Consider the following 24,976-nt stretch of genomic DNA (forward strand, 5'->3'; position numbering starts at 1 on the left):
GCAGATGCCAGTCCCGGCAGGGTAGGGAAGGGTTAGAAGTTGAAGCCCGCCGACAGCTTGATCGTACGCGGCTGATTGCCGCCGATGCTGAACGACGAACGCTCGCCATAAACCGATTGCGATCCGTCGGTTCGACTGTTGTCGAGCGCGTTGTTGTTAAAGTCGATATAGTTGCGATCGTTCATCAGGTTGATGATGTCGACGCGGAAGCGGATCCGAGCGGTATCGTTGATGAACCGGATCGGAATATACTTCGTTGCGGCGACGTCGAGCTGACGACGACCCCATTGATCGCCCAGGCTATCGCGGAACCGGCCGACGAAGTTGCGCTGATACGGGTTCGCACTGTCGAACGACGTCACCATGAACATCGGCGATTCGATCGAGAACTTGCTCGATAGCGTCAGCCCGATCGGTGTGTCGGCGCTACCCGCCATGACGAAGCGGTGGCGCGGCACGCCCGCCGACCGTAGCGTTGGGTAATCGTCGATCGAGGGGAAATCGAGGCTGAAGGTTTCGCCGAACTGCCGGTTTTCCGACGCTTCGGTGAAGGTATAGGTCGCGTCGAGGCTCCACGGCGACGTCGGCGAATAGGGCTTGGTCAGTTTGACATAGGCCGAATCCGCGTCGGTCTTTAGGCCGTTATCGCCGATGATGATCGAACCGAAGCCCGGCGGCGTGAAGCCGAACGGCGACTGCGGCGTCGGATTCTGTGCGGTCGGGGCCGGCGCGAAGAACGACCCGTCGGTACGACGGTTACCCAGCAGATACACGAATCCGTCGCGGCTGGAGATATGCTGATAGCCGAATTCGAGTTCGATCGGATTGAACCGCGACCGGAAGCCGAGCGAGAACTGGTCCGAATAGGGCATCTTTAGGTCGTTCTTGATGAAGCGCAGTTCGCGTCCGCCGCCCGTGCTGCTCTGAGCCAGCTGCGCGCGGCCTTCGGCGGTCAGGTAGATCGGGTTCCACGCGATGCAGGTCGATGACGGCGTGCAGGGGTTCAACTGGTCCGCGCCCTGGAACAGGAACGTCCGCTGCTGGAAGGCGCCCACCGAAAGTTCCTGCTGCAGGAAGTCGAACTGGTTGCGATCGTAGGAGCGACCAAAGCCGCCGAAGACGGTGAAGCGACCGTCCTCGTCGACGCGATAGGTGAAGCCCACACGCGGCTGGATCGCCCCCATGAACGCCTTCCGGTTGTTTCCGGTCGAGATATAGTCGTTGATGTTATAGTCGGCGTTCTGCAGGTTCGGATACTGCGCTGCGGAGATCGCGGTCAGGTTCGACTGCGGCGTGACGAAGTCGAGGAATGCCGGGGTCCGTTCATAATCCCAGCGTACGCCGAGGTTCAGCGTCAGGCGGTCGGTAACATCCCAATCGTCCTGCGCGTAGATGCCGAACTGGAAGTTTTTCGATTCGATGGTCGAGCTGCCGAAGCCGCTGGGCGCACCGAAGACGAGGCGGTAGGGAACATCGGTCTGGAAACCGGTCGGGCTGAACAGGTTCACGTCATAGGTATAGGAACCGTTGATGTTGTTCTGTTCGAGCGTGTTGAGGTTGACCCACTTCGCCTTTACGCCCGTCTTGAAAGTATGCCCTTCCAGGCCGGTGAAGGTGAAATCGTTCTGGACGGTCCAGCCCTTCTGGCCCTTCTCCTGGAAGTTGGTGCCGCCACCGATACGCAGCAGGTCGATACGTCGCGAGCCGGTGTCAGTGATCTCGGTGCGCTGGAAGAACTGGTTGATGTCCTGTTCGACCGGGCGCGGCGACCACACGACGTCTTCGTACGACACGCGGAAATCGTTGATCCAGTTGTCGGCGGTGTGCTGCCAACGGGCAAGGCCGCGGATGTCCTTGACCGAATTGTTGGTGCGGGTGGAAAACGCACTGATCCCGCTGCCCAGATCGTCGCCGCTTTCCTTGCGATACTTGCCCGAGAATTCGAACAGGTCCTCGGCGGTCGGCGAGACGTCGATCTTGCCGAAGATCAGGTCTTCGTTGAACGTGTTGGTAAAGTTGCCGAAGCGCGAGCGCAGCTCGGCCGGGATCACGCTGATATCGACGCCGTTGCCAGGCAACACGTCGACCGGTCGTTCCTGCCGCTTGCCTTCATAGCTGACGAAGAAGTGGGCAATGTCCTTGACGATCGGACCGCCCAGCGCGACGCCGTACTGCATGTCCTTGGTATCGACCTTGGCGACACGCGTCGGGAACAATTCGGTCGGGCGGCGGTCGCGCAGATCCTGATTGGTGTAATCAATGAACCCTTCGCCATGGAACTCATTCGTGCCCGACTTGGTGCCTGCGACGATCGCGACCGAGCTGACCTGGTCGAACTCCGCCTTATAGTTCGACGACAACACCTGATATTCGCCGATGGCGAGCTGCGGGAAAGGGTTACCCGGCGATGAATCCTGACCAGTCACGCCGTTCTTCAGGACATAGTCCTTCTGGCTGACGCCATCGATGAACACGTTGACCGAGTTCGATCGCTGCGCACCGCCCTGCAGGCGGGCCTGACCGTTGGCGCCTTCCTCGACGAAGCGGACACCCGGTGCGAGGTCCGCAAAGGCGAGAAAGTTGCGATTGTTCTGCGGAAGCTGTTCGATCAGACGCTGGGTGATGTTGATGCCGACCTGACCACCCGACAATGTACGAATACGGCTACCGGTGACGACGATCTCGTCGTCGTTCGACGCAACGCTACCGGGATCGGTTTCGGTCGTTTCCCCTGCCGGAGCGGCTGCGGCGGTCGTCAGATCGATGTCGAGCCCGGCATTCTGCCCGACCGCAAGCGTGAATTCGTCCGAATTGCGCGTGCCGTTGGTCAACTGGATCTCAAGCCGGTAGGTCCCGGCGCGCAAGGACGCGAAGTTGTACGTACCATCCGTCCCTACGGTTGCGACGCGGCGAATACCCGTTGCGACTTCCACAGCCGTCACCTGCGTGACGCGATTATCGGCTGGCGACGTGATCGTACCGCGCAGCGACGCCTGTCCAACCTGGGCATAGGCAGCAACCGGAGCGACGACCGCCCCCGTCGCCAGCGTGGTCGCTGCGGCGAGTGCCGCGCGGATCATGGTCTTCCTCATGCGTTTATTCCCCTTGTTCCCCGGTGTTCCGGGTCTTCCCTTGGTGAAGTGGTCTCGCGCACGATCAGGGTCGGCGCGCGAAGTTCGATGCTGCGGTCGTCGGCCCCGCCGATCTGGTCGGTCAGGCGTGCGATGGCGCGTTCGCCGAGTTCGGCGATGTCGATGCGCAACGTGGTAAGCGTCGGCGAGATGAGTCGGGCGAGAGGGATGTCGTCGAAGCCGGCGACCGCCACCCGGTCGGGCACCGCCACCCCGGCACGGCGCAGTCCCATCAGGACGCCGATCGCCATCATGTCGTTCGCGGCGAATACCGCATCGACGTCGCTCCCCTCCCGAGCCATTTTTTCCGCTACGGAAACGCCCGACTCTTCGAGAAAGGTTCCGCGTTCGATCAACGGTTCGAGGCCGGCGGCGGCGATGCCGGCGCGATAGCCGTCCATCCGTTCCTCCGCGTCGATATTGCCGACCGGCCCCGCGAGATGCAGGATGCGGCGGCGGCCGGTCGCGACCAGATGATCGACCATCGTCCGGGCGCCCGCGACATTGTCGAGGCGCAGTTCGGGACGCGGCTGGTGGTGCGGCGCGCAGTTGACCAGCACGACGGGAACCCCGGCCGGCAGATGCGCGAACAGCTGATCGGGATCGATATGCGGCGCCATCACCACCATGCCGTCGACGCGCCCGCGCATCGTGCGCAGCGCCTCGACGCCGCGGGCCGGATCGGCATGCATGTTCGACAGCAGCAGTTGCAGTCCCCGCGCCGAAGCCTCGCGGTCCATGCCGCGCAAGAGTTCAGAGAAGAATTCGCCGTGCAGTTCGGGCAGCACGACGCCGATCGCGTTCGATCGCGCAAGGCTCAGCGAGCGCGCGCCCGCATGCGGTACATAGCCGAGCTTGGCGGCGGCGGCGTGCACCCGTTCGCGTAGTTCGGGACGGACATTGTCGTGACCGTTCAGCACGCGCGACACCGATGCGACGGATACGTCCGCCGCGCGAGCCACATCGCGGATGGTGGCGTTCGCCATGCCGTTGACCATTCCACTCCCTGCGTCGCCGCGCCCATCGCGGCGAATCCGTCGGCTTCTCACCGATCGCTCTTGATGTAACCGGTTACATGATCTTAAAACGCGCTTCAACCACAGATTCGAAACACAAGCGCATCCATTTCGTTGCGCAAACGAGACAGAGGGGATCGCATGGAAGACATTCGCATTTCGCGACGGGCGATGATGATGGGCGCCGGCGCGATCGCCGCGTGGAGCGCGTCGCCGGCACCGGCGCTGCTGGCGCAGGCGGGCGACCGGTTGCCCGCATCGGTCGAAGCGCTGATCGGGCAGATGACCGTCGAGGAGAAGGCCGGGCAGCTAACGCTGATGGCTGCCGCCTGGGCGGGCGGGGCGGCGAATGCGCTCAATCCGATCAGCGCGACGGCGACGTTCGACGAACAACTGGCGCAGGTTCGCGCCGGACGGCTGACCGGCGTGTTCAACGGCAACGGTGCCGACATGGCGCGGCGGATGCAGACCGTGGCGATGCGCGAACAGCGGCTGAAGGTGCCGTTGCTGTTCGCCGCCGACATCATCCACGGCTTCCGCACCGTATTTCCGATGCCGCTGGCCGAGGCGGGGACGTTCGACGCCGATCTGGCCGAGCGGACGGCGCGTGCGGCGGCGGTCGAGGCGTCGGCGGCGGGGATCGACTGGACCTTCGCACCGATGGTCGACATCGCCCGCGACCAGCGCTGGGGCCGTGGGATCGAAGGGGCGGGCGAGGATCTGCTGCTCGGCAAGACGATGGCCGATGCGCGGGTGCGCGGGTTTCAGGGCCGGCGCGGCCTGACCGCCGACGATGCCGTCGCCGCCTGTGCCAAGCATTTCGCGGCGTACGGCGCGGGGGAGGCGGGGCTCGACTACAACACCGTCGACGTGTCCGAACGGACGCTGCGCGAAACCTATTTCCCGCCGTTCCAGACCGCCTTCGCCGCCGGCGCGCCGACGACGATGGCCGCGTTCAACGAATTGTCGGGGGTGCCGGCGACCGCCAATCCCTGGCTGCTCGACACGATCCTGCGCAAGGAATGGGGGTTCGGCGGGCTGGTGGTGTCCGACTATACCGGCGACGAGGAACTGATCGCGCATGGCTTTGCCGCCGATGCGCGCGAAGCGACGAAGCTTGCCTTCCTCGCGGGTGTCGACATGTCGATGCAGTCGGGTTTCTATATCAAGCATCTCCCCGATCTGGTCGCCAAGGGCGAAGTGCCGATGGAACGGCTCGATCAGGCGGTGCGCCGCGTGCTGGCGCTCAAGGCGCAGCTCGGCCTGTTCGACAATCCGTTCCGCCGCATCGATCCGCGTCGCGAAAAGCAGCGGGTGCGCACGCCGCAGCATCTGAAGCTGGCGCGTGAGGCTGGGGCGCGCTCGATCGTCATGCTCAAGAACGACGGCGACCTGTTGCCGCTGCCGAAATCGGGCAAGCGCATCGCGTTGATCGGCCCGTTCGTACAGGGGCAGCGCGAGTTGATCGGGACGTGGAACGTCTATGGCTCGGACGCGGAGGCGGTCGACCTGCTGACCGGCGTGCGTGCCGCCGTCACCGATCCGAAGCTGGTCAGCGCGGTCGACGGATCGGGCATCACCGATCCGATCCCCGGCGGGATCGAGGCGGCGGTAATTGCCGCGTCACAGGCCGATATCGTGCTGCTGGCGATCGGTGAATCGCAGCGCATGTCGGGCGAGGCGCAGTCGCGCGTCGATATCGGCATCCCGAAGGCGCAGCTCGATCTGGCGGAGGCGGTTCTGGCGACCGGCAAGCCGACGGTCGTCCTGTTGCGCAATGGCCGGGCGATGGTCCTCGACAAGCCGGTGCTCGATGCGCGGGCGATTCTGGTCACCTGGTTTCTCGGGTCGGAAAGCGGCCCTGCGACCGCCGACATCCTGTTCGGCGACGTATCGCCATCGGCGCGGCTGCCGGTCAGCTTTCCCTATGCGACGGGGCAGGAGCCCTATTATTACGCTCACAAGACGACGGGGCGTCCCAACCCGCCGGGGCCGCTGGCCGAGTATAAGGCGCGGTATCGCGAGGGGCCGAATGCCGCGCGTTTTCCGTTCGGGCACGGGCTGACTTATGGCCGGATCGCCTATAGCGACCTCGATCTGGGCGACGGGCGGCTGAACAGTGACGGCGCGTTACGGGTGCGGGCGCGGGTCACCAACAGCGGAACGCGGGCGGCGACCGAGGTCGTGCAGCTCTACATCCACGACGTCGCCGCCAGCATTACCCGGCCGGTGCGCGAGCTGAAGGCGTTTCAGCGCGTGGCATTGGCTGCCGGGGAATCGAAGGTCGTCGAGTTTACGCTACGCGCCAACGACCTCCGCTTCATCGGGGTGCAGAACCGGCCGGTGGTCGAACCGGGCAGCTTCCGGGTCTGGGTCGCGCCGTCCGCCGAGGCGGACGGGGTGAACGGCAGCTTCGTGCTGGCGTAACCTTGCTCCCTCTCCCCTTCAGGGGAGAGGGCCGGGGAGGGGGGAAGCCAAGCAGGCACGACGCTCGCGACTGCCCCTCTCCCGCAAGCGGGAAGAGGGCTTTAGGGCACGCACCCACATTGTCGGTCGGCGCGTTAACCCCTTCACCACGAAGGAGAACCATCATGACCGACGGCAAGCAACCCAATCAGGCGGTCGGCTCCGGCAGCGACACCGCCAAGCCCGACGGCGTCAACACGTCGCCAAGCGGCGGCGAGTCAGGCGGCGGTGCCTATCCCAACCCGCATGACGACAGCGACGCAGGCCGCTTCGACGGCGGCCAAAGCCTGAAGGACTATCACGGCAGCGAGGGAGCCAAGGAGAACGACGCTACCGGCACCGAAGGATCCGGATCGGCATAACCCAGATCCGCGCTGATCGTTCGCGCGGTCGCGGCAACCTGCGGGCCAATCGCTTCAACCTTGTCGGGGGTCAGATATTGCGCGGCGGTGGCGATGCCGATCGCGGCGACGATGCCCCCTGACACGTCGCGGATCGGCGCGGCGATCGATCGGATGCCGTCATTACCGACACTGTCGTGGATCACATGGCCGCGCGCTATATTGGCGCGCATGTCGGCAACCCATTTGTCGATCGCCGCGGATTCGGTGGCACCGGTCGCACGGTATAGATCGGCCAGCCGCTTGCTGTTTTCGTCGAACAGCAACGCCTTGCCCAATCCGGTCTGCGCCACCGGCCGCCGGTCGCCCGGACGGGTCGATACCTCCAGCCGCTGCCGGCCCGCCGCCCGGTCGAGGTGCAGAGAATGGTCGCCGTCGCGCCGCCCGAGGAACACGCACAGCCCGGTATCGACCGACAGCGCCTCCATCCGCGCCCGTGCGACGCGGACCAGATCGATACGGCGATGCGCGGTAAAGCCCAGCTGCAGCAGCGTCGGCCCCAGCGTCAGCAATCCGCGCTCGGCCTGCGCAACATAGCCGCGTTCGACCAGCGCTGCGGCCAGCCGGTGCGTCGTCGTCCGGCTGAGGCCCAATACCCGCGCCAGTTCGGCGACGCGCAATGGTTCGTCGCGCAACGCCTCGACCAGGTCGAGGCCGCGCATCAGCGTCTGCGTGCCGCGCGACGCGCTGGACGGTTCTTCGCTATCGTCGTTCATCGCGCCGACATTGGATCAGCGCGGCGCGTTACGCCAGCATGTCTTGCGCCATGACAAGCGTACCGAGCGGACCGGCCTCTTCCCCCAGGGCCGCCGGCACGATCCGCTCCGCGATCGATCCGGCATCGACATAGCCCAGATAGCCGCCAAGTGCCGCGACCACCCGTTCGCGCACCATCGGCAGCACCTGAGGCTGGCCGAGCCCGACCCCGCCGCCGACAATGATACGGGCCGGGGAGAGGGTGAGGAACAACATGGCGAACGCTTCACCCAGCGCATCGGCGACGTCGCGCCATGCCGGGTCTTCGGCCGACAGCAGATGCGCGGGGCCACCGGTCCGGGCTGCGATCGCAGGCCCGCTGACCAGTCCTTCCAGACAGTCGCCGTGAAAGGGGCAGGCGCCGGCGAAGGCATCGTCGGTGCGACGGCGTACGCGGATATGCCCCGCCTCCGGATGCATCACGCCCGTGACCGGACGGCCACCAGCGATGATCCCCATGCCCACCCCGGTGCCGACGGTGACGTACAAGAAGTCGGACAGGCCGACCGCTGCGCCGAATGCCCCTTCGCCCAGTGCCGCGCCGGTCACGTCGGTGTGAAATGCGACCTTGTCGAACCCTTGCGCCAGCGGGGCGACGATCTCGGCCCCGGCCCAATGCGGCTTGGGGGTCGGCAGCATCGTGCCGTCGGCGACCGAGATCGGGCCGAAACTGGCAATGCCGATCGCGGCGGGACGATGGTCGTGGCGCCATTCGGCCAGCTTTGCCGCGACCGCGCCCAGCGTTTCGTCGGGCGTGGTCGTCGGCACGCGGAACCGATCGATGATCTCGCGCCCGCGTCCGATCACCGCAATCGATTTGGTTCCACCCAGTTCCACGCCGGCAACGATCCTGTCGGAATGCATTTCGATCCTCTCTCGTCGAACGGCCGGCGTTGTGCCGCACCACGGCGTGGCGTCGCAAGTCATGCTGGCGACCATGACCCGCTATCGCCTTTGGCAAACGTTTGCAACGTTCCAATACGTGCCGATATTTTCGCTGGCGGACGGTGAGATTTTGTTCGTACAAGCAGCTTCATGGAGCAGGATGCACAAAAGTCTCGGGTGCGGACCATCGCCGATCTGGCACGGCTGGCGGGGGTATCGCCGGGGACGGTGTCCCGCGCGCTGGCCGGCAAGTCCTTGGTGAACGCCGAAACCCGCGACCGCATCCAGGCTTTGGCGGCCGAACACAGCTTCCGCCCCAACCAAATGGCGAGCCGGCTGAGGACGCAGCGCACCGGGGTGATCGGCGTGGTCGTGCCGCTGGGACATGAGCGGCGGCAGCATCTGTCCGACCCGTTCTTCATGACGATGCTCGGCTTCCTCGCCGACCGGCTGACCGAGGACGGCTATGACCTGATGCTGTCGCGCATCATTCCCGACGCGACCGACTGGCTGGAGCGGATTGTCGATTCGGGGATGATGGACGGCGTGTTGCTGATCGGCCAATCCGACCAGGTCGATACGATCGAGCGCGTGGCACGCCGCTATCGCCCGCTCGTCGCGTGGGGCAGCAGCGACTTGCCGGGACAGGCGCATTGCGCGGTCGGCACCGACAATATCGCCGGCGGGCGTCTGGCGGGTGAGCGGCTGATCGCGCGCGGAGCGCGGCGCATCGCGTTCCTCGGCGAACTGCGCGCGCCCGAAATCCGCCAGCGTTACGAAGGGGTCGCAGCCGCCGTGGCGGCGGCGGGTATCGAGCATCCGCCGATCCAGCTCGACACGCATCTCGCCTCCGACATCATGGTGCAGGAAGTGACCGCGCATCTCGACCGCGTCGGCGGCGAGATCGACGGCATCGCCGCCGCCTCCGACGTGATCGCCCTGACGACGCTGCGAGTGCTGGCGGATCGCGGCGTCCGCGTGCCCGAAGACATGCCGGTGGTCGGCTATGACGATCTCCCGCTTGCGCTCAGTGCCGTACCGCGCATCACGACCGTGCGGCAGGACATCGCGCGCGGTGCCGACGAAATGGTCTCCGCATTGTTTCGCCGCATCGCCGGCGAGGACGCGCCGTCGGTCATGATGCCGCCGGTGCTGGTCGAACGCGATTCGGCATAAGCGGGTAGGGGGCATCAACGCCCTTGCGCAGGCGTGGCCGGCAACGCTATCGCTCGCGCCGCAGGTGGGGCCTGTAGCTCAATGGTTAGAGCTGGCCGCTCATAACGGCTAGGTTGCGGGTTCGAGTCCTGCCGGGCCCACCAACCTTTCTTCTCATCGGCTCCATAAAGCCTCACTTTTCGAGGCGTGGCAACGGTTTTGGTGAGCCGTTCTTCTCAAGACTTCTCACGCGATACCCCCAATTCGCGGCGCACGAGGGGGTACGCAGGGGGGTATCGATTCGCGAAATGGGGGTATCGGTTTAGCGTTGCGGAACTGCGGGGCGACCGGCAGGTACCGTCGATCGAACAAGGCTGAATGGGCCACGATAATGACCTGGTATCAACAACTTCTGATTTCCCTTTCGACCGGCGTCGTCGCTGCACTGCTGACGACATGGTTGGCGTTGGCGCGGTTTTATCGCGAGCGGTCTTGGCAAAAGCGGTTTGATTCCTGTGCTGATGTGATTTCCGCTCTCCATGACCTAGACCGCATGGAAGAGCTTTGGCTGAACGAGCGAATGTTCGACCATGAATATTTACCCGAGTACCGGGCAGACATCGAGAAGCACGGCGAGCAGGCGCTGCGCTCTCTCCGGCGATACGCCGACCTTGGGCCACTTGCGTTACCGGCGAGCGTCAGCGCCGCTGTCCAAGCGTTCATGCGCGACAATACAAAAGCGGCGACGGTTAGCGAGCCTTCAGACTTTGTGCCCGCGATCCAGCTGACCCGGCAACTCATAAGCGATGCTCTCGAAACCATACCGCACCTTGCGGCTACATCCCTTGGCTTACGGAATGGGGAAGGCGGACTCGGCCATCGTATCTGGCCAACATTCGTCAATCGCCTTCGGGAATAGTCTCTCGATTAACAGTCGAGCGGAAAGCGTTATTTTTCAGTACGCGTTCACCGGTTTTCACGCTCTGTACCGCGTTGCTACCCTCTGGGGATATCGAATTTGTCTGAATGGCGGCTGGCGTCGAAAGCTGTGTCGGTTTTGGACCGTGTCACCACTCGACATTCGGCAGGCGATCGGCGACGGTTCAGGTCGATAGCCGGGCAGGGAAGGACCGTCGATGACCGACACCGACGAACGACAGGCGCGCATCGCTGCGATGTCCGACCATGACCTGCGCCGGGCCTATATCGAGAATGACGCCGAAGCCGGCGACCCCGAGCAGGATGCGCTCGCGGACGAGATCGAGCGTCGTGGTCTCGACGTTTAATGCCAAGCCCCGACGAGGTTCGCGCCACGCTGGTCGCGCTCGCCGAGGATCGCGGCGACAGTCTGTCATCCCTGTCGCGACTGATCGGCCGCAACGCCGCCTACCTGCACCAGTTCGTAACGCGCGGGACGCCGGCGCGGTTGGACGAGGCGGACCGGCTGGTCCTAGCGAAGCACTTCCGGGTAGACGAACGGCGGCTGGGCGCGCGGGAGCCGTGGACGCCAGCCGAGGCGGCGGAATGAAGCGGCCGACGTTGTTCCAGATCGAGGCGACGGTTATCGCGGTGCTGATGGCGCTGGCGATCACGTCGACGGTCGCGACCGTCGTGCGGTGGCTGCTCGCCTAGTCCTTCCATGCGCCTGACTGGCGCAGCTGCCTCACGATCCCATTGAATGCGGCGGTGACCGTCTGCGCCCGGCCGAGCTCGTGCTCGCCGCCCGCGCCCTCCCAATACGACACCAGCGGCCAGCGCTCGCGGCAGTGGGGCAGCAGGCAGCGCAGCGCCAGCCGCACCGCATGCGTGTCGACGCGCTCTTCGCCGCATTGGGTGACGCCGTGGCGGAGGACGGCGACCGCCAGTTCGATGATGACTCGCTCGTGCCGCCCCATCCGCCTATGGAACGGAAAGAGAACATCAACGCAAGGATTCGATATGGCGTGCCGGCTCTTTCAGCAAGCTGTGCGCCGTCGTCGATGCCTTTTGGGTGCGCGTCATCGGCGACGACCCGGAACCGAAGAATGACTGCTGCCCGGAGTGCGGCGGGGTCGATCGATTCGATGGCTACGGCGTGTGCCAGCATTGCGAGCCGATGTGACGCGCCGGTTTTTATACTACTCGCCCTGCATATTCCTTCGTCAGCGCGGGCAGTCCGCCCGTAGCGGCTGACCGGTCGCGGCCAGCACCGCGCATTGCAGCCGAACGAGCTGGGCACGAATGCCGCCCGCGACGTCGAGCACGTCAAGCTGCGACCCCAACGCAGCCGCGCCGTCCTGCCCGCCGTCAGCGCTGCGCCGCGGCTGAGGCAGGTTCGCCGGTCTGGCCAGCAGATGCGCCGGGATCGTCGCCGTTGGCGATGGCGGTCGCGCGGTCGATGAGACGCACCCCGTCAGCATCAACGCAGACGTTGCGATAAACAGGGCGCTCGGTGACGGTGTTCGTTTCACGGTAGACCTCCCGGACCTTCTCTTGGCGATCGGTTTCCTTGGCCGCGCCCGCCGTCTCGCCGGTCGCAACGTTCGTCTCGCGCTTGTCGCGTTCGGCTTTCACCGCCCGCTCGACCGCCGCTTGCTTTCCATCGGCGATTGCGCGCCCGTCGCGCCGGCCAGCGATGTAGGCGGCGGCGAGCAGCGCCACGGCGACGATTGCGCCGATGAGGGTGAGGTAGGGGCGGATCGCGCTCATCGGGTCGGCCTTGCTGGTGGCGGCACGCCTTCCGGCCTCGGCGGCGGCATCGCCGGTATTCGACCTACCCCCACCGCCCGCCGGTCACCGTTCACGCGTCGCGTGACCAGCTTCGCTGCCCAGATCGTGCCGACCACGATCGCGATCACCAACACGACCAGCAGCACCGGTCCCCACATCAACGGGAACAGGATGAAGATGTAGAGCGGCACCCGGTCAATCGGGTAGCGGGCGGTGGCATGGATATGCAGCAGCCAGCCGACGACGACCGCCGCGCCGATTGCGTATAGCGCGGCCCAGATCACAGCGACGCGTACTCACGCACCGCGTCGAAGCTGGGGCACGCCTTCGCGACCTTCGGATAGTCCCGGTGTCCCTTGATGACCGCGCCGGGATGCGACTGCTCCAACACGCGCAGCAGGTCGAGCATGGCCGCCTTCTGCGCGGGGTTTCGGGTGTCCTTCGGCGTCTTCCCGTCCGCGGCAACACCGCCGACATAGACGATGCCGATGCTGTTCGCGTTGTGGCCGGCAACATGCGCGCCGACCAGCGCCTTCGCACGACCGATCTCGATCGATCCATCCAGCGCGACGAGAAAGTGATAGCCGATGTCGCTCCAACCCTGCGCCTTGTGCCAAGCGCGAATGTTGGCGACGTGGAAGGGCTGACCTTCGCGGGTCGCAGTGCAGTGGACCGCGATCGAGGTAATGCCGCGCGCGATCGGGGCGGACGCGGCAGCGCGCCACGCCGGTTGTGCCGTCGTCATAAATGATTCCTTAACCATTATGGATTTAGTTTTTGGTCGTCCGACCGGGTTCGGGCACTGCGGCCAGAAGCAGACCCCGCTCGCCGGTTCCCTCCCAGGCCGAGCGACCGGGGTCTGCATTCGTTTATTCCGGTTTCGCCCCGCTCAATTGGCTGGCGACTTGCCGGGCGAGCACAAGCACGAACCGCATGGTGGCGAAGCCAAGCCATCCGGCACTGATGCCGGCGACCAGCACGGACCAGACCGGCCAGTTGAAATGAATAGCGGCAGCCCCTGCGATGGAGCCGAACGCGGGCAGTAGCGAGCACATGACGAAGAGGTCGCGCCAAGTGACCGGCTTGCCCGCCTCGATCTTCTGCCCCACCCGCAACACCTGCCCGGCAAACACAGCGAAGGCCGCCAGCAGATATGCCTTCCATTCGTTCACAGCGTCACCAGCCCTATCCCGAGGCCGCTGACGATCAGCGCGCTCGATACGAGGAAGCTCGCCGTCCGGCGTTGCGACGTGGCGGCGTGTATGAAGGCCATGCCGGTGATCGACATCAACGCAGCAAAGCAGTCGGTCAGGACGTCGAAAGTTTCCCATGCGTCAGCTGACTTCGAAAGCAGTTTCATGACATTGCCGGTGCAACCGATCGCGAACCCGAAGCCGATCAGTATGGACCCGGCGAACAGAAGCGTGCCGCTCCACGGGGTCGTAATTGCCCGGTTCAGATCGAGATGCAGCTGATCGACGGCGTGGACGAATTGCTTGCGGCAGAAGCGTTTCTCCGCCTCCTCTGCCCGGGCCAGCCGATAGGCGGCCCGCATGATAGGCAACAGCCAGTGGATCGCAGCAACGGCGAAGCGTAGCCCGAAGAGCATCATTGCCCAAATCGCAACGACGCTGGCGACATGCCCGGGCGGGCTCACAGGGACGCGCACCAGCGCGCCCGAAGGGGCGTGTTCATAACGGCAGTCCTTTAAGGGTCAGGGTTGGGGAGGCAGCCCGAGGAAAGCGGTTTCGACGTTGCGGCGGCAATGGCCCGGCGCTTCCCCCAGCAGCACGAACAAGCCGTCGATCAGCGGCGCGACGATCGCGGCCCACCATGCCTGCCGCATTTGAGCACGGCCCACATAGCTGCTGATCGTCTCATCGGCGGACGGGCAAACGTTGGTCAGGTGCAAGAGATAGGCTGCGCCGACGATCGCCACCTGTGCCAACTGGTCGAGCGACACCAGCAACTGCCGCACCACTTCAGCCAGTCGGCGCATCGGGCCAGCCCCCTTCGACATCGATCGCCGCCAGCGCCTCGACATTGCCTGCCGCCTCGATCGCGGACCGCTTCGCCAGCGCGACGGCATGACAGGCGGCAACATGCTGCCCGACCGCGACACCCAGCGCGATCATCGCGGCGGCATCGTGCGTCACGCTGCTGTTGTCCTGCATGGTCCAATCGATCGAGAACGGAGCGCCGCCCGCCTGCGCGATCATTGCCAACTGCACCGCGCCAGCCACTTTCCGCTGGCTGTCCGGGCCGCTGTCAGCACGGCCGAGCGGCGTCGAGCACCCCCACCATTCCGCCCGATCGCGTGCCGCCCGCACCGCTTCCCAAACCAGAGCACGCTGCTGATTAATCGTTGGCGCGGGTGGAATGATCCGTGTGAAGCCTGTTGCCTCCCACACCCACTCGACCGGCACGACCTCCGGGTCGTCGCACGGTACCAGGTCGCACGTGTCGGGGCAGTTCATCATGAGCGTCTGCAAATCTTGGGCAGATACGATCCGACTGACGACTGCATCGGCGTGGCGAACGATCGCGTACCGCATCACTTCTTGAACTCCGAAATCGCGATGGACGCCCGGAAAACGTAGTAGATACGGGTCCCGCTCGACGTGCTCAGCACCAGATCATAGGTGACGGGGCCGGCGGCAGGGTTGTCGAGAAACCAGAACGAGTAAGGTGCGCGGGCGCTTGCCGTACTGACCGTGATCGGGTTCCCGATCCGCACCGTTTGACCGTTCTGGGTGCGATTGACGTACATTTCGGCGCCACCCGAACTGGTGCCGGCGGACACCGAAGTCTCGTACTGGATGTCGATGCGGGTGTAGCCGAGGCCGGAGGCGTTCAACGCGGCGGACTGGGCGATCCGGACCTCACCGTTGCTGGCTTCCTCGCTGCCGCCGGAAACAGCCACGCTCGATGTCACCGCCTGATTGGCGATCTTGTCCGTGATGATGCTGTCGCGGACCAGCAGGCTACCGTCCACGATCATATCAGCGTCGACGTAGAAGACGCCGCGCTGGCCATCCGACTTGGACAGTCGGACCCTAGTCGAGCCGTCGACAGTGGTGCCGACCACTTCCCAATAGACCGAAGTGCGGCCATCCGCAGCGGCCAGCACGGCGGCCTGCTGACTAACCGTGGCGGCGGTCCCGTTGTATTCGCCCCGAAGCTGCTGCACCGTCTGCGCAACCGCGCCGGCCTTCGCGTCGGCAATGGCCGTTGCCCGATCCTCAATCCGGGCGGACAGGACGTTGCTGGTCTCGTCGATCCGGCCGTTGACGGCACCGATCGTGTTGCCAAGTCCGCTTGCCGCCTCGCCGCGCAACTGCGCTTCAAGCGTGGCGGTGCGGCTTGCCGCCGCATACCGGTTCGGCAGATCGGCCAGCGTTTCTTCGTTCGCTGTAATGCGCGCCAGCACGCCGCCGGGCGCGTTCAGCGCGGCATCCGCCTTGCCTGCCTTGATCTCACCATCGGTGGCGGGACGCAGCGCGAGGCGGTGCCAGACCATGTACTTGGCTGCCATGCCGCGACCGAAGCCTGCCCACCCATGCATGGCGTGGACGTTGATCTGGTCGCGGCCATCAAGATCAACCATCTTCGTCCACGACCGGGTCTCGCCGGGCCGATCGCCGACCAGTCCGTTGATGTCGGGATCAGAACAGAAGTCGATGTTCCAGACGCCGTTCAACGTGACGCCCGCGCCGCGCGCCCCCGAACCGTCGAACCCGGCGGTGACCTCGATCACCCACTTGCCGGCGCCGGCCGTGTAGATCGTCTGGACGAAGCCGCTCGATACCTCCGCGACATCGTTCAGCGTCTGAACACAGTACTGGCCGCCACCGCGACCCGGCGCCAACCTGTTGGTGCGGAAGTTGCCTTCGGCAAGCCACACCGACCAGCGCGACGGCAGTACCCCGCCGTCCGGCCAGTAGTTGAAGTTGTCATTAAAGACGATGCTGGTGCTGACGGACGATGCCGCTGCCTCAAGCGTCGTCGCGCGCGTGCCTAGCGCTCGGTCAGCGTCGGCATAGGCGCGCGTCACTTCCTCGGCTTTCGCCCCAATGCGTGCATCGACCGTACCAAGGCTGGCTTCGATGGACTGCGCCCGTTCGGCGAAGGCCGCATCAGCGCGAGCCAGCGCGTCGGTCGTGTCTTTGACCCGCGCGACGGTGCCGAGCAGCACGGGCGAGGCGCGCCCGACGCTGTACGGGTTCCATGCCGTCTGCCCCTCGCGGGCGGGGCCGACATAGGGGCGCAGGAACCATGCGTAACTGTCGGCTTGGCCGCTGATCGTATCCAGCTTCCGCAGGATCAGATAGCCGTTGACCGCGCCGTCGGGCACGCGTGCCGAGACGACACCGGCACGAGCATAATACGACAGACGGTCACCGAGATTGTTGACTGGACCTACGACCGGCGAAGGGATCGCCGTCAGGTACGCGCCGGTCGCATCGCGAAATGCCAGGAACAGCGTGACCGGCGCCCGATGACAGTTCACCAGCGCGGAAAATTGTAGATACTCACCAGCGGTGACCGGGAAGGTCGAGCTTGCCCATTCGAGATACGCCGACCCGTCACCCCCGTTTGGCGGCCCAAATTGCAGGATCGACAGCACGTTCTCGCCCGGCGGATGGTACGGGTCGCCGGCAACGTTCAGCCCTAAAAACGGAGCAGGATCGAGCGGACCGCCGGGCGTATGCGTGCCGGTCGACCACCCGTCCGTGGTCACCAAATCGCTGTTCGGGACCATATTTCCGCCGCCGGGCGAGAAGGTCGTCTCCACGGTATCGACACGTCGTGCCACCGCCCCATCGCGCTCGATCGCTGTCGTATCGACGCGGCCGATCTCGGCTCGCACAGCGCTATCGTCGTAGCCGCCATCGGCGACGATGCTGTCGATCCGCCGTGTCAGGGCGCGGTCGGCGTCGGCATAGGCCGTGGTAATCTCTTCGGCCTTTGCCGCAATACGGCTGTCGACCGTGTCGAGGCTGGCCTCGATCACCTCCGCTCGCTGGGCGAAGGCTTCGTCGGATCGAGCGAGCGCGTCGGTCGTGACCTTCACATCGGCACGGACTGCGTCGTCGCCCTCTGTCACGCTGGCCGACACGATGTCGATTTCACGGGCCAGCGCGCGATCGTCGTCGGCACGAACCAACTGCTCGTTGGCAATGATCGCGCGAATGTCGCGATCATCATAGCCGCCGCTCTCGGCAACAATACTATCGATCCGGCGGGAAAGGGCTTCATCGGCCCCTTTCGCCCGGTCAACCTCAGCAGCGAAGTCACGCACCGCATCGTCGATCGCCAGATCGGCCGCATCGATGCGGGCATTGGCGTCCGCTGCCGCCTGATCGGCCGCCTGCCGCGCATCATCGATCCGCTGATTGGCGGTCGCTACGGCGAGGTTGACTGCCGGGATAGCGACATCGTTGATCTCATCGACACGGGCCAGCAGTTCATCTGCAGGCCGGCCACCGACAGCGTTCGTGTCCTTCGACGTGTTTTCGCCGGTCACATCGGCGTAATCGACCGGGCGACCTTCGCCGACAACGGCACCCCACGGCAACGGCACATCGATAGCGATATCGTCGAGAACGTCCCCCGCCACCAGCCTTGGCGTGGGCGGTGCCGTTCCAGTCCGACCAAGCGCGAAATCGTGCTTTGCCGCCGTCTCCCCGCGAAGGATCAGTTCGACGGTCATGTTGACCGGATCGACGGTGCGTTTCAGCACGACGCAGGGCTGATTGACCAAGCCGTCATCCGGCAGATGAACGATGAGAAGATCGCCGGCCCCATACCGCCGCAAGCGCGGCTTGCAGGTCACAACGATTTCGCCCAGTTCCCGTGCGTCGAGCAATTCGTACGCGGCAAGCTGCGCCGCCTGATCCTTCGACTGGACCAGATTGTATTGCCGCTCTTCCGCCTTTTCCTCGCCGTCCTCGGCAAGGTAGCTCGCGATCGTCACGGCGGTCGAAGGGACATATTCCCACTTGTGGTCAGCCGACCGATATTTCGGCACGATCGTGTTGAGCCGGCTTTCCCAGCCTTGCATTGCGCCGACTTCGACTTCGTCATTGGCAAGGTCATATTCGGTGATCGTATCGAGCGCGACGCGCGGCGCCGACAGCTTCAAACCCAGCTTTCCTCCGATCCAGCAACGCTCCGCGCCGCCGGCCGCAAGGATGTTCTTCATGTTGTCGTCGCGGTTGCCCGGCTCGTGAATGACGCCGTCGACCTTCCAGCCATTGGCATCGCACACGTTGGCCAGCGCCACGAAATCGGCGACGCGAATGCCGTCGATCGGAATGCCGGGACCGAACGTCTTGCGATACGGGGCGTCGGGTTTCAGTTCGTCCCGTTCCCATGTGCCGAGCGCATAGCGCAGCCCGTGCAAGCCGGGGCAGCGCGACCATTCCCACGTTGCCTTGGCGGCAGCGAACGCAGCGGTATCGGTCGGATCAGCCCACCGGTGCGGCCCGCTGCCGCCCGGATATGTGCTGTCCTTGCGCGGATCGTAGCACAGCACACCCCGCCACACGGCACCGGTCTGGGGAACGCCTGCCGCGAACCGCTTGCCGTCCTCATCGAACCGCAGGCACCATGAGATGGCGGCATAGCTCGATAGCTTGTGCTGCGGCCCCCAGGTCTGCGCGCCGTTCCAGTGCGTCGACAGCGCCGCCGGTTCGGGCGTGCGGCCGAGCTGGTGATAGACGTACAGATGGTTGGCCGCATAGCCGGTCGCGGCGTTGCCGTTGAGCGTGACGGGCACGAAGTCGAGATAGGGCGCGACGAACCCGGCGATCGGGCCGGCTCCCGAATAGACGTCGACCAACACCATGTACGGGTTGTTGACCTTCGATACCTTGCCGCCGAACCCTTCCTGATTGATCCGGTTGCCGCCGTAGTAGGTCTCACCGATCAAATACGGTTTTGGCTGATTGGCGCCGATCGAGATCCGATTGACGCTGCCCGACATGGCCGGCGGCTTCTTGGCGGTCAGCTGCGCGGTGACGTTGGCCGCAACGGCGACCGCCGCCGCGATAGGCTGGTGCGGCCCCGGAATGAGGGCAGCGATGCCGGCAACGGTGCCAATGAATTTCGCAACGCCGCTCACAGTCGCCACGCCCCCTTGAATGCCAGTGGAATGATATTGACGATGCCACTGCCAAGATGTTCGGCATGGTAGCCGGCCACCATCTGGCCGCCGCCGATCGGACCGGACCCCGTCTGCCCGGTCGACACAACGATCGCGTCAAACGGGTCGTCGGTACCGCTGTCCATCAGGGCCAGATCGCCGACCCACATTGCGGCAGGCGCGATGCGAGGCAGCATCGAGTCGAGCAACGCTTCAAGGGTCGCGTGCCCCGTCCCGCGCAGCGCCTTCATGGCGCCGATCGCCGAATAGAAGCGGGGTATGGCAGGCGGCTTGTGACCCAGCGCCCGCATCTGTGCGCGTGCCAAGTGGATGCAGGTCCCACCGCTATCCCAGCCGAACGGGCGAGCACGAAACCGCGCGACCACTTCCGCCGTATTCTCGGCTCGAACGTGAAGGTTCATCATGCGCGCTGCACCCCTCGCGGCGGCGACACGACGCCCCACGGAATTTCGACGTCCATGCCGACGGCATTGTCGAAGCCGCGCTCGCCCGGAAACACGCGCTGGTGCGCGGGCGAGGTCAGAGCGTTGCCGTCGTTGCGGATCAGCAGCCGTTGCGACCGAGTGACGCACCCGATGTCGAGGGCGCGCGTGCCGGTCTGCCGGCGGATGACGGTCTTGTCCGTCTGCCAGTCGGCCATGAGATCGGGTTCGCCGATCAGTCGACCGGTGGCTTCGTCGACTTCTCCGATCCACATGCGGAGCCGGGAATTTTGGTAGTCTGGCTGTGACAGTTCCGCCGCGGCCGCAGCATTCGGTGGTAGGAAAGTAATCGTCCCGGCCGGTAGTTCGTCGCCGGTCCCTTCGGTCAGCGCCTCGAACGCGTCGACCGTCCCGAACACGTCGTCGATCGACTGATATAGCTGCCCGGCATAGGGCACCATGCCGCCGTCACACAGCAACACGTCCCGGCCGGGCAGTTCGAGCTTCAGCAGCCCGACCAGCGTCACGCGATCCATCAGGCGAACCGCAATTCTTCACCGTCGACGATGAAACGCACGGTAAGTTCGGCGCCTTCGGTCGTCTGGTGCAGATCACAAAGAACCTGCTTTCCAAGCACCTCGCCACTATCCGCACATAGCATCATTGCCTTGCCGCCCGCGACGATTGGCGCGTCCACTACCTTGATGATCATGCCACTTCCTCAATCGTGAATTCAATACGGGTGTTATGGTCGACCGCCAGTTCCCAATCCTGCTCGCTGCCGTCGATCAGCCCTTCGATCATCGGCCGCACGAAGTGCACGCGCGCACCATCGGCGAAGGCACGGCGAAGCATGGTATCGTCGACCGATAGCGTTGCCCGTCCGTCGATCCCGGCGCCGGCATCGGTACCGACGTTGTGCAGGTAATGCTGACCGCTGCTCGACTCGATCGAGAACCAGAATCCCTCGCGAACGATCGCGTACGGCGGCAGTCCACGGACGCGGATCGATCCGCCGGTCTGGCCTGCACCATCGACCACAACGCCCGTTCCGCAACCCGACTGGTCAACCGACAGCAGCGGATACGGCACGCGCAGACCCTTGCGCTTGGCCCGGATCAGCCGCGACACGACGACCCGCGCACCGTCCTCATCGTCGAGCGGAGGCAGCGTCATGGCGATGCGGTAGTGGTTGCCCAACCGGTCGACCCGGAGGGCGCTGGCACCGCGCTGGACGCCCCCCCGATCGACGATCGAGGCAATGGCACCGTTCGGCACGATGTTCGGCGGAAATTCGAGCATTATGCGAGCCGCTGCCTGTTCTGCATTGCCGCCCGGCGGCTTGTCGTTCGCTGGGACTGAACGTTCACGTCGCTGGAAATGCCGACGACGCGCGACGCGAAGCCGGGCGCTTCCTCGATCCTGACTGTCGCCGGAGCGTTTCGGCCACCGCGCAGAGCGCTGTTTGGATGAATGGTGCCGGCGCTGTCGGGCACGAACGGTTCCGCCATAAGAGAGGTTGATTGTCAGCGGGCCGGTCACGCCATTCCGCGCCACGTTGACCGTGTTGCTGACCGTCTTCGTGCCAGTATCGCCCTCGGTGACAGTCGCAGTCGGCGCGGCGAAGCTGATCGTCGCGGCGGGCGCGGGCGTTGCGGCGGCAACGGTCACGGCAGTCGACGTGGCAACGACATTACCTGTGCCGGTATTCTCCAGAACGAGCGAGCCCTGCGCTCCGGGAACGATGGTCGTACCGCTGCCGATCGATGTGCCGTTCAGCAGCCAGCGGCGCGAAAGGACTGAGCCGCCGTTGCTCATAGCGCCGTCAATCGCGGTGAACGTCGTGTTCTGGTCACCGCTCGTTGGGCTGATCGACGGGTTCGAAGTGAACGCCGGGATCGAGGCAGACACGATCGTCACGACATTGTTGCGAGGACTGAAGGTCGCGCCCGCAAGCGTCTCGACCAAGCCCTGCACCGAGCCAGCAGACCCGGCCCCGTTGTAGCTATAGGTGCGCGCTGCGCTATTCACGGTCAGGCCGGGGACAGTGCTCGTGATCGTCGAGCCGGTCGTCGCGTTCAGGATCGTGCCGGTCGATGCCACGCCAGCAACCAGCGCGCCCGACAGAACGAGATCGTTCAGTGTCGGCACGAAGATGATGGGCGTGGAGGGTCCACGACCGCCGCGGGTCGGCATGAAGGCCATAGATGCAACCTCTTTCGATAGGGGCGGGCCTCAGCCCTCGCGGATCGCTTCAGCGAGCGGGAGAAAGTCGATCGTGAACGCCTCGCCGTCGTCGCGCGCGAGGGTCAGCTGCATTGCATCGCGGTCAAAGGCGCCGGCGATGATCGAAGCACCGTCCTTGCCGTCGATTGCGGGGAGCGGTGCAGCCGCCTTGCCGGGCTTGCCGCGCTGGGCCGACAGCATCCAGCCATCTCCCGGCAGCGGGCCGGGGTTGTCGGTCTTCGCGCGCCATTCGCAGCCATTCAGCGACACGACGTCGAGCGCTCGGTACGAGCCGTCGGGATCGAACAGACCGTGCGCTTGGCCGGGATAGGCGTCCTTGCCGTCTTTCGCCGGCGGGATCGCCGCGACAGCGTCGTCGACCATCTGCTTGATGACCGCCGGGTCAGCATCCTTGCCGGGGTCGCCGTCCTTGGGCGCTGGCAATTCGGCAACCGCAGTCCGAACCGCCTCGGTCAGCACGTCAGCGTCATAGTCGCGGCCGACGACCGGCCCGAGGTCTCGCGTTGAGCCATCGGTCAGCGTGACGACGAGGTTACCGCCGCGGTCGATCAGCGCGCCAGCGAGGCCGACGCCATCTTTCGGGACCGGGATAGCCGACGCAGCCTTGCTGACGGCGTCATCGACCAGGGGGCGGACATCGTCGAGCGTGATGCTGACACCATCCTTCGGCGCCGGAACCCGGGCCATGTGGCGCGCTACGCTTTCATCGATCAGCCGAGCGACGGAGTCCATGTCGACTTCCGCATCCTTGCCGTCCTGCGGGACCGGCAGCGCCGCGACGGCATCGCGCACGATCGCAGCGACGGCGTCGGTATCGACGGCGGGCGCCTCGCGGCCCTCGATCGCGTCCAGTCGCGCCCGCAGCGCCGCGTTCTCTGCCAACACCGGTTCCAGCGCGGCGGTAACATGCTCGCGCACGATCAGCGCCGTCGCCGCTGCAAGCGCCTTCGTGTCAAGCATTCAGCGCCTCCCGGAAGTCTTTCTCGAACAACGCGATCAGGGCACGCTCCTGTTCGGCATCCGCGTCAGGATCCGGCTCCGGCTCGGCCGGGGGCTCTGGCAGCGCCGGCGGGGGGGGCGGGTTCTTCGCCATTTCGGCCGCGACGCTCAGCGGTATATCCTGCTGCTGCACCCACGGCTCCTCGCCGCCCTTGACCGGAGCGAGCTCGAAATCCTGCCGCGCGACATTGCGGTCGAAGATGCCGGCCTGGGTGCCAGCTGCCCAACCTTCGACCCGAACCTTGAACTCGCTGCGCAGCAGCGCGGAGGTGTCGAGCTCGAGATATTCCTCGGGCTGGCCGCCCAGCTTGAACAGGTTGCCGATCGCCTCTTCGACGTGGTTCAACAGGAAGCCGAGGCCGCCCGCGCGCCACGACTGCATCAGCGCCTCGGTCGTGGCGTAGGCGGTCGACGCAGCGCCCAGCACCTGCAACGGGACGCGGTAGACCTGCGCTATCGCCTCACTGGACAGGCGCAGGATGCTTGCCAGTTCGGCGTCTTTGTTGGTCGAACCGATAGGGCTGGGCTTCAGCCCGTTCGACAGGATCGCTGTACCGCCGCTGTTCAGGCCCTTTGACTGCTCGTCCCACGAAGTCCGCAGCATGCGAGTCTGCTCGATTGTCAGGGTGGCGTCGGTCGATAGGACGAACGACGGGCGGCTCTGGTTGATGAAGAAATTAACCTGGTTCGACAGCGCGGCGTTGCCAGCGGCAAGCTCGAGCGCCGCTGCGACCATCGGGGTCTCGCCGACCAGCGGATGGCGCGGGGTGTGCAGCCGGATATGCAGCACGTCGCGGGCCGGAACGGTGATGCGAGGTCCGAACCGCCGATCGACGATCGGGTTTCCGCCCAGCGAATAGAATATCGACCCATCAACCGCGAGCACCGGGTGGCTGCTGTCGCTGTCCATGAGGTGCAGTTCAATCGGCTCGAACCGGTTGTTGCGCACCACCAGGGCATAGGCGTTGCCTTCGTCCAGCAGGTATCGGACAAGGTTCAGCAGGAAATCGCTGATCGACTGATAGTCGTTCGGGCGCTTGATGGTGCGGGCCAGCGGCGAGTTCGGCACGCGCTGACGACCTGTTTCGGCCGCCCAACGCCAATGATTGCCCGGGCACATTGCGACCGTCTGCGCATAGGCAGACACGCATGCCTCGACCATCGACGACCGCGCCGATCGCGGCGGCGACATGCCGGTCTGCCACCAGTTAATGGGCGCGTTCATCGGCAGCCAGTCGCCGGTGAGGGCAACTGGCGGGGTCTCGGTCCCGGCCTTCTCGGTCGTGTCGGGCAGGCCGACGAGCGACCGAACCCGAGACAGAAACCCCGCCACGCGGGCTTATTCCGCCTGCTGCTTGGCGTTGCGGCCGGCGCGCGAGGCGCGGGTGCGATATTCGGCCTGGCCGCCGGCTTCGACCTGGCGCTCTTCGGGGGCTCCGTGGTCTTCCTTGCCGTCGAGCGTTTCGAGCGTCGGCGTCGCCAGCTTGGCGACGTCGATCTCTTCCTGCGTCGGCGTGGGCTGGACGCTGTCGGTCCGTTCCATCGCGGCGGCGTTCTGCGCTTCGAGACCCTTGCGGTTCTCGGCGAGGATTTCTTGAGGCGTCGGCATGTAGTTCGCTCC

At 65.3% G+C, this 24,976-nt stretch carries 26 protein-coding genes and 1 tRNA gene; 7 read left to right on the forward strand and 20 right to left on the reverse strand.

The window, feature by feature from the left end:
• Positions 1–32: 32 nt before the first annotated feature.
• A complete protein-coding gene (locus tag AAIO73_RS05155; protein WP_345876673.1) occupies positions 33–3,092 on the reverse strand; it encodes a TonB-dependent receptor in 3,060 nt (1,019 codons plus the stop codon).
• On the reverse strand, positions 3,089–4,117 hold the full coding sequence (locus AAIO73_RS05160) for a LacI family DNA-binding transcriptional regulator (RefSeq protein WP_345876674.1): 1,029 nt from the start codon (positions 4,115–4,117) through the stop codon (positions 3,089–3,091). The genes AAIO73_RS05155 and AAIO73_RS05160 overlap by 4 nt, the downstream gene beginning before the upstream one ends.
• 171 nt (positions 4,118–4,288) lie before the next feature.
• Between AAIO73_RS05160 and AAIO73_RS05165 the strand changes: the two genes are divergently transcribed.
• Positions 4,289–6,574, forward strand: coding sequence for a glycoside hydrolase family 3 N-terminal domain-containing protein (locus tag AAIO73_RS05165; protein WP_345876675.1), 2,286 nt, complete (start codon positions 4,289–4,291; stop codon positions 6,572–6,574).
• Positions 6,575–6,738: 164 nt separating this feature from the next.
• Positions 6,739–6,975 (forward strand): hypothetical protein, encoded by a 237-nt coding sequence (locus AAIO73_RS05170; RefSeq protein WP_345876676.1) that lies wholly within the window; start codon positions 6,739–6,741, stop codon positions 6,973–6,975.
• Here AAIO73_RS05170 and AAIO73_RS05175 read toward each other — a convergent pair.
• On the reverse strand, positions 6,912–7,730 hold the full coding sequence (locus AAIO73_RS05175; RefSeq protein WP_345876677.1) for an IclR family transcriptional regulator: 819 nt from the start codon (positions 7,728–7,730) through the stop codon (positions 6,912–6,914). The two genes, AAIO73_RS05170 and AAIO73_RS05175, sit on opposite strands and share 64 nt — an antisense overlap.
• A 28-nt stretch (positions 7,731–7,758) precedes the next feature.
• Entirely contained in the window at positions 7,759–8,607 is an 849-nt protein-coding gene (locus tag AAIO73_RS05180; RefSeq protein ID WP_345876678.1) for an ROK family protein, read from the reverse strand.
• A 198-nt stretch (positions 8,608–8,805) separates the two neighbouring features.
• Here AAIO73_RS05180 and AAIO73_RS05185 point away from each other — a divergent pair, with 198 nt between their 5' ends.
• The 5 genes from AAIO73_RS05185 (at position 8,806) to AAIO73_RS05205 (ending at position 11,338) form a co-directional block, all read left to right on the forward strand.
• Positions 8,806–9,831 (forward strand): LacI family DNA-binding transcriptional regulator, encoded by a 1,026-nt coding sequence (locus AAIO73_RS05185; RefSeq protein WP_345876679.1) that lies wholly within the window; start codon positions 8,806–8,808, stop codon positions 9,829–9,831.
• A 67-nt stretch (positions 9,832–9,898) separates the two neighbouring features.
• Positions 9,899–9,974, forward strand: a tRNA-Ile gene (locus AAIO73_RS05190).
• 227 nt (positions 9,975–10,201) lie between these two features.
• Entirely contained in the window at positions 10,202–10,729 is a 528-nt protein-coding gene (locus AAIO73_RS05195) for a hypothetical protein (protein ID WP_345876680.1), read from the forward strand.
• A 217-nt stretch (positions 10,730–10,946) separates the two neighbouring features.
• A complete protein-coding gene (locus tag AAIO73_RS05200; RefSeq protein WP_345876681.1) occupies positions 10,947–11,096 on the forward strand; it encodes a hypothetical protein in 150 nt (49 codons plus the stop codon).
• Positions 11,096–11,338 carry a hypothetical protein gene (locus tag AAIO73_RS05205; RefSeq protein ID WP_056455968.1) on the forward strand — a complete coding sequence of 81 codons (243 nt, stop codon included), beginning with the start codon at positions 11,096–11,098 and terminating at the stop codon, positions 11,336–11,338. The genes AAIO73_RS05200 and AAIO73_RS05205 overlap by 1 nt, the downstream gene beginning before the upstream one ends.
• Positions 11,339–11,438: 100 nt before the next feature.
• Here the strand turns inward: AAIO73_RS05205 and AAIO73_RS05210 are convergent, their stop codons facing one another.
• From AAIO73_RS05210 to AAIO73_RS05285, 16 genes are all read right to left on the reverse strand, one after another.
• Positions 11,439–11,705, reverse strand: a complete 267-nt coding sequence (locus AAIO73_RS05210) for a hypothetical protein (protein WP_345876682.1) — start codon at positions 11,703–11,705, stop codon at positions 11,439–11,441.
• Between the two features lie 391 nt (positions 11,706–12,096).
• Positions 12,097–12,498, reverse strand: a complete 402-nt coding sequence (locus AAIO73_RS05215; RefSeq protein ID WP_345876683.1) for a hypothetical protein — start codon at positions 12,496–12,498, stop codon at positions 12,097–12,099.
• On the reverse strand, positions 12,495–12,803 hold the full coding sequence (locus tag AAIO73_RS05220) for a hypothetical protein (RefSeq protein WP_345876684.1): 309 nt from the start codon (positions 12,801–12,803) through the stop codon (positions 12,495–12,497). Before AAIO73_RS05220 ends, AAIO73_RS05215 begins: the two co-directional genes overlap by 4 nt.
• Entirely contained in the window at positions 12,800–13,264 is a 465-nt protein-coding gene (locus AAIO73_RS05225; protein WP_345876685.1) for an N-acetylmuramoyl-L-alanine amidase, read from the reverse strand. The genes AAIO73_RS05220 and AAIO73_RS05225 overlap by 4 nt, the downstream gene beginning before the upstream one ends.
• 124 nt (positions 13,265–13,388) lie before the next feature.
• Positions 13,389–13,691 carry a hypothetical protein gene (locus AAIO73_RS05230; RefSeq protein WP_345876686.1) on the reverse strand — a complete coding sequence of 101 codons (303 nt, stop codon included), beginning with the start codon at positions 13,689–13,691 and terminating at the stop codon, positions 13,389–13,391.
• Complete coding sequence (locus AAIO73_RS05235) at positions 13,688–14,188, reverse strand: hypothetical protein (RefSeq protein WP_345876687.1); 501 nt, start codon at positions 14,186–14,188, stop codon at positions 13,688–13,690. Before AAIO73_RS05235 ends, AAIO73_RS05230 begins: the two co-directional genes overlap by 4 nt.
• Positions 14,189–14,233: 45 nt before the next feature.
• Complete coding sequence (locus tag AAIO73_RS05240) at positions 14,234–14,518, reverse strand: hypothetical protein (RefSeq protein WP_345876688.1); 285 nt, start codon at positions 14,516–14,518, stop codon at positions 14,234–14,236.
• The gene (locus tag AAIO73_RS05245; RefSeq protein WP_345876689.1) at positions 14,502–15,011 is read right to left on the reverse strand and encodes a DUF4376 domain-containing protein; all 510 of its coding nucleotides are present in this window, start codon (positions 15,009–15,011) and stop codon (positions 14,502–14,504) included. Before AAIO73_RS05245 ends, AAIO73_RS05240 begins: the two co-directional genes overlap by 17 nt.
• Positions 15,012–15,073: 62 nt before the next feature.
• On the reverse strand, positions 15,074–19,654 hold the full coding sequence (locus AAIO73_RS05250) for a hypothetical protein (RefSeq protein ID WP_345876690.1): 4,581 nt from the start codon (positions 19,652–19,654) through the stop codon (positions 15,074–15,076).
• Entirely contained in the window at positions 19,642–20,091 is a 450-nt protein-coding gene (locus tag AAIO73_RS05255) for a DUF6950 family protein (RefSeq protein ID WP_345876691.1), read from the reverse strand. Before AAIO73_RS05255 ends, AAIO73_RS05250 begins: the two co-directional genes overlap by 13 nt.
• Positions 20,088–20,645 carry a hypothetical protein gene (locus AAIO73_RS05260; RefSeq protein ID WP_345876692.1) on the reverse strand — a complete coding sequence of 186 codons (558 nt, stop codon included), beginning with the start codon at positions 20,643–20,645 and terminating at the stop codon, positions 20,088–20,090. The genes AAIO73_RS05255 and AAIO73_RS05260 overlap by 4 nt, the downstream gene beginning before the upstream one ends.
• On the reverse strand, positions 20,645–20,821 hold the full coding sequence (locus AAIO73_RS05265; RefSeq protein WP_345876693.1) for a hypothetical protein: 177 nt from the start codon (positions 20,819–20,821) through the stop codon (positions 20,645–20,647). The genes AAIO73_RS05260 and AAIO73_RS05265 overlap by 1 nt, the downstream gene beginning before the upstream one ends.
• The gene (locus tag AAIO73_RS05270) at positions 20,818–22,314 is read right to left on the reverse strand and encodes a hypothetical protein (RefSeq protein ID WP_345876694.1); all 1,497 of its coding nucleotides are present in this window, start codon (positions 22,312–22,314) and stop codon (positions 20,818–20,820) included. Before AAIO73_RS05270 ends, AAIO73_RS05265 begins: the two co-directional genes overlap by 4 nt.
• A 30-nt stretch (positions 22,315–22,344) precedes the next feature.
• A complete protein-coding gene (locus AAIO73_RS05275; protein ID WP_345876695.1) occupies positions 22,345–23,316 on the reverse strand; it encodes a hypothetical protein in 972 nt (323 codons plus the stop codon).
• Entirely contained in the window at positions 23,309–24,580 is a 1,272-nt protein-coding gene (locus AAIO73_RS05280) for a phage portal protein (RefSeq protein WP_345876901.1), read from the reverse strand. Before AAIO73_RS05280 ends, AAIO73_RS05275 begins: the two co-directional genes overlap by 8 nt.
• 114 nt (positions 24,581–24,694) lie before the next feature.
• Positions 24,695–24,964, reverse strand: coding sequence for a hypothetical protein (locus AAIO73_RS05285; RefSeq protein ID WP_345876696.1), 270 nt, complete (start codon positions 24,962–24,964; stop codon positions 24,695–24,697).
• Between the last annotated feature and the right edge of the window lie 12 nt (positions 24,965–24,976).

The organism is Sphingomonas epibiotica, assembly GCF_039615155.1.
Taxonomy (GTDB): domain Bacteria; phylum Pseudomonadota; class Alphaproteobacteria; order Sphingomonadales; family Sphingomonadaceae; genus Sphingomonas.

Bases quoted from the DNA above. Each gene is read 5' to 3' on its own strand.
- AAIO73_RS05285 (WP_345876696.1), bottom strand. From the start codon at position 24,964: ATGCCGACGCCTCAAGAAATCCTCGCCGAGAACCGCAAGGGTCTCGAA.
- AAIO73_RS05165 (WP_345876675.1), top strand. From the start codon at position 4,289: ATGGAAGACATTCGCATTTCGCGACGGGCGATGATGATGGGCGCCGGC.
- AAIO73_RS05195 (WP_345876680.1), top strand. From the start codon at position 10,202: ATGACCTGGTATCAACAACTTCTGATTTCCCTTTCGACCGGCGTCGTC.
- AAIO73_RS05155 (WP_345876673.1), bottom strand. From the start codon at position 3,092: ATGAGGAAGACCATGATCCGCGCGGCACTCGCCGCAGCGACCACGCTG.
- AAIO73_RS05160 (WP_345876674.1), bottom strand. From the start codon at position 4,117: ATGGCGAACGCCACCATCCGCGATGTGGCTCGCGCGGCGGACGTATCC.
- AAIO73_RS05270 (WP_345876694.1), bottom strand. From the start codon at position 22,314: ATGGCCTTCATGCCGACCCGCGGCGGTCGTGGACCCTCCACGCCCATC.
- AAIO73_RS05260 (WP_345876692.1), bottom strand. From the start codon at position 20,645: ATGGATCGCGTGACGCTGGTCGGGCTGCTGAAGCTCGAACTGCCCGGC.
- AAIO73_RS05275 (WP_345876695.1), bottom strand. From the start codon at position 23,316: ATGCTTGACACGAAGGCGCTTGCAGCGGCGACGGCGCTGATCGTGCGC.
- AAIO73_RS05185 (WP_345876679.1), top strand. From the start codon at position 8,806: ATGGAGCAGGATGCACAAAAGTCTCGGGTGCGGACCATCGCCGATCTG.
- AAIO73_RS05240 (WP_345876688.1), bottom strand. From the start codon at position 14,518: ATGCGCCGACTGGCTGAAGTGGTGCGGCAGTTGCTGGTGTCGCTCGAC.
- AAIO73_RS05210 (WP_345876682.1), bottom strand. From the start codon at position 11,705: ATGGGGCGGCACGAGCGAGTCATCATCGAACTGGCGGTCGCCGTCCTC.
- AAIO73_RS05170 (WP_345876676.1), top strand. From the start codon at position 6,739: ATGACCGACGGCAAGCAACCCAATCAGGCGGTCGGCTCCGGCAGCGAC.
- AAIO73_RS05265 (WP_345876693.1), bottom strand. From the start codon at position 20,821: ATGATCATCAAGGTAGTGGACGCGCCAATCGTCGCGGGCGGCAAGGCA.
- AAIO73_RS05280 (WP_345876901.1), bottom strand. From the start codon at position 24,580: ATGAACGCGCCCATTAACTGGTGGCAGACCGGCATGTCGCCGCCGCGA.
- AAIO73_RS05215 (WP_345876683.1), bottom strand. From the start codon at position 12,498: ATGAGCGCGATCCGCCCCTACCTCACCCTCATCGGCGCAATCGTCGCC.
- AAIO73_RS05225 (WP_345876685.1), bottom strand. From the start codon at position 13,264: ATGACGACGGCACAACCGGCGTGGCGCGCTGCCGCGTCCGCCCCGATC.
- AAIO73_RS05200 (WP_345876681.1), top strand. From the start codon at position 10,947: ATGACCGACACCGACGAACGACAGGCGCGCATCGCTGCGATGTCCGAC.
- AAIO73_RS05255 (WP_345876691.1), bottom strand. From the start codon at position 20,091: ATGATGAACCTTCACGTTCGAGCCGAGAATACGGCGGAAGTGGTCGCG.
- AAIO73_RS05175 (WP_345876677.1), bottom strand. From the start codon at position 7,730: ATGAACGACGATAGCGAAGAACCGTCCAGCGCGTCGCGCGGCACGCAG.
- AAIO73_RS05205 (WP_056455968.1), top strand. From the start codon at position 11,096: ATGCCAAGCCCCGACGAGGTTCGCGCCACGCTGGTCGCGCTCGCCGAG.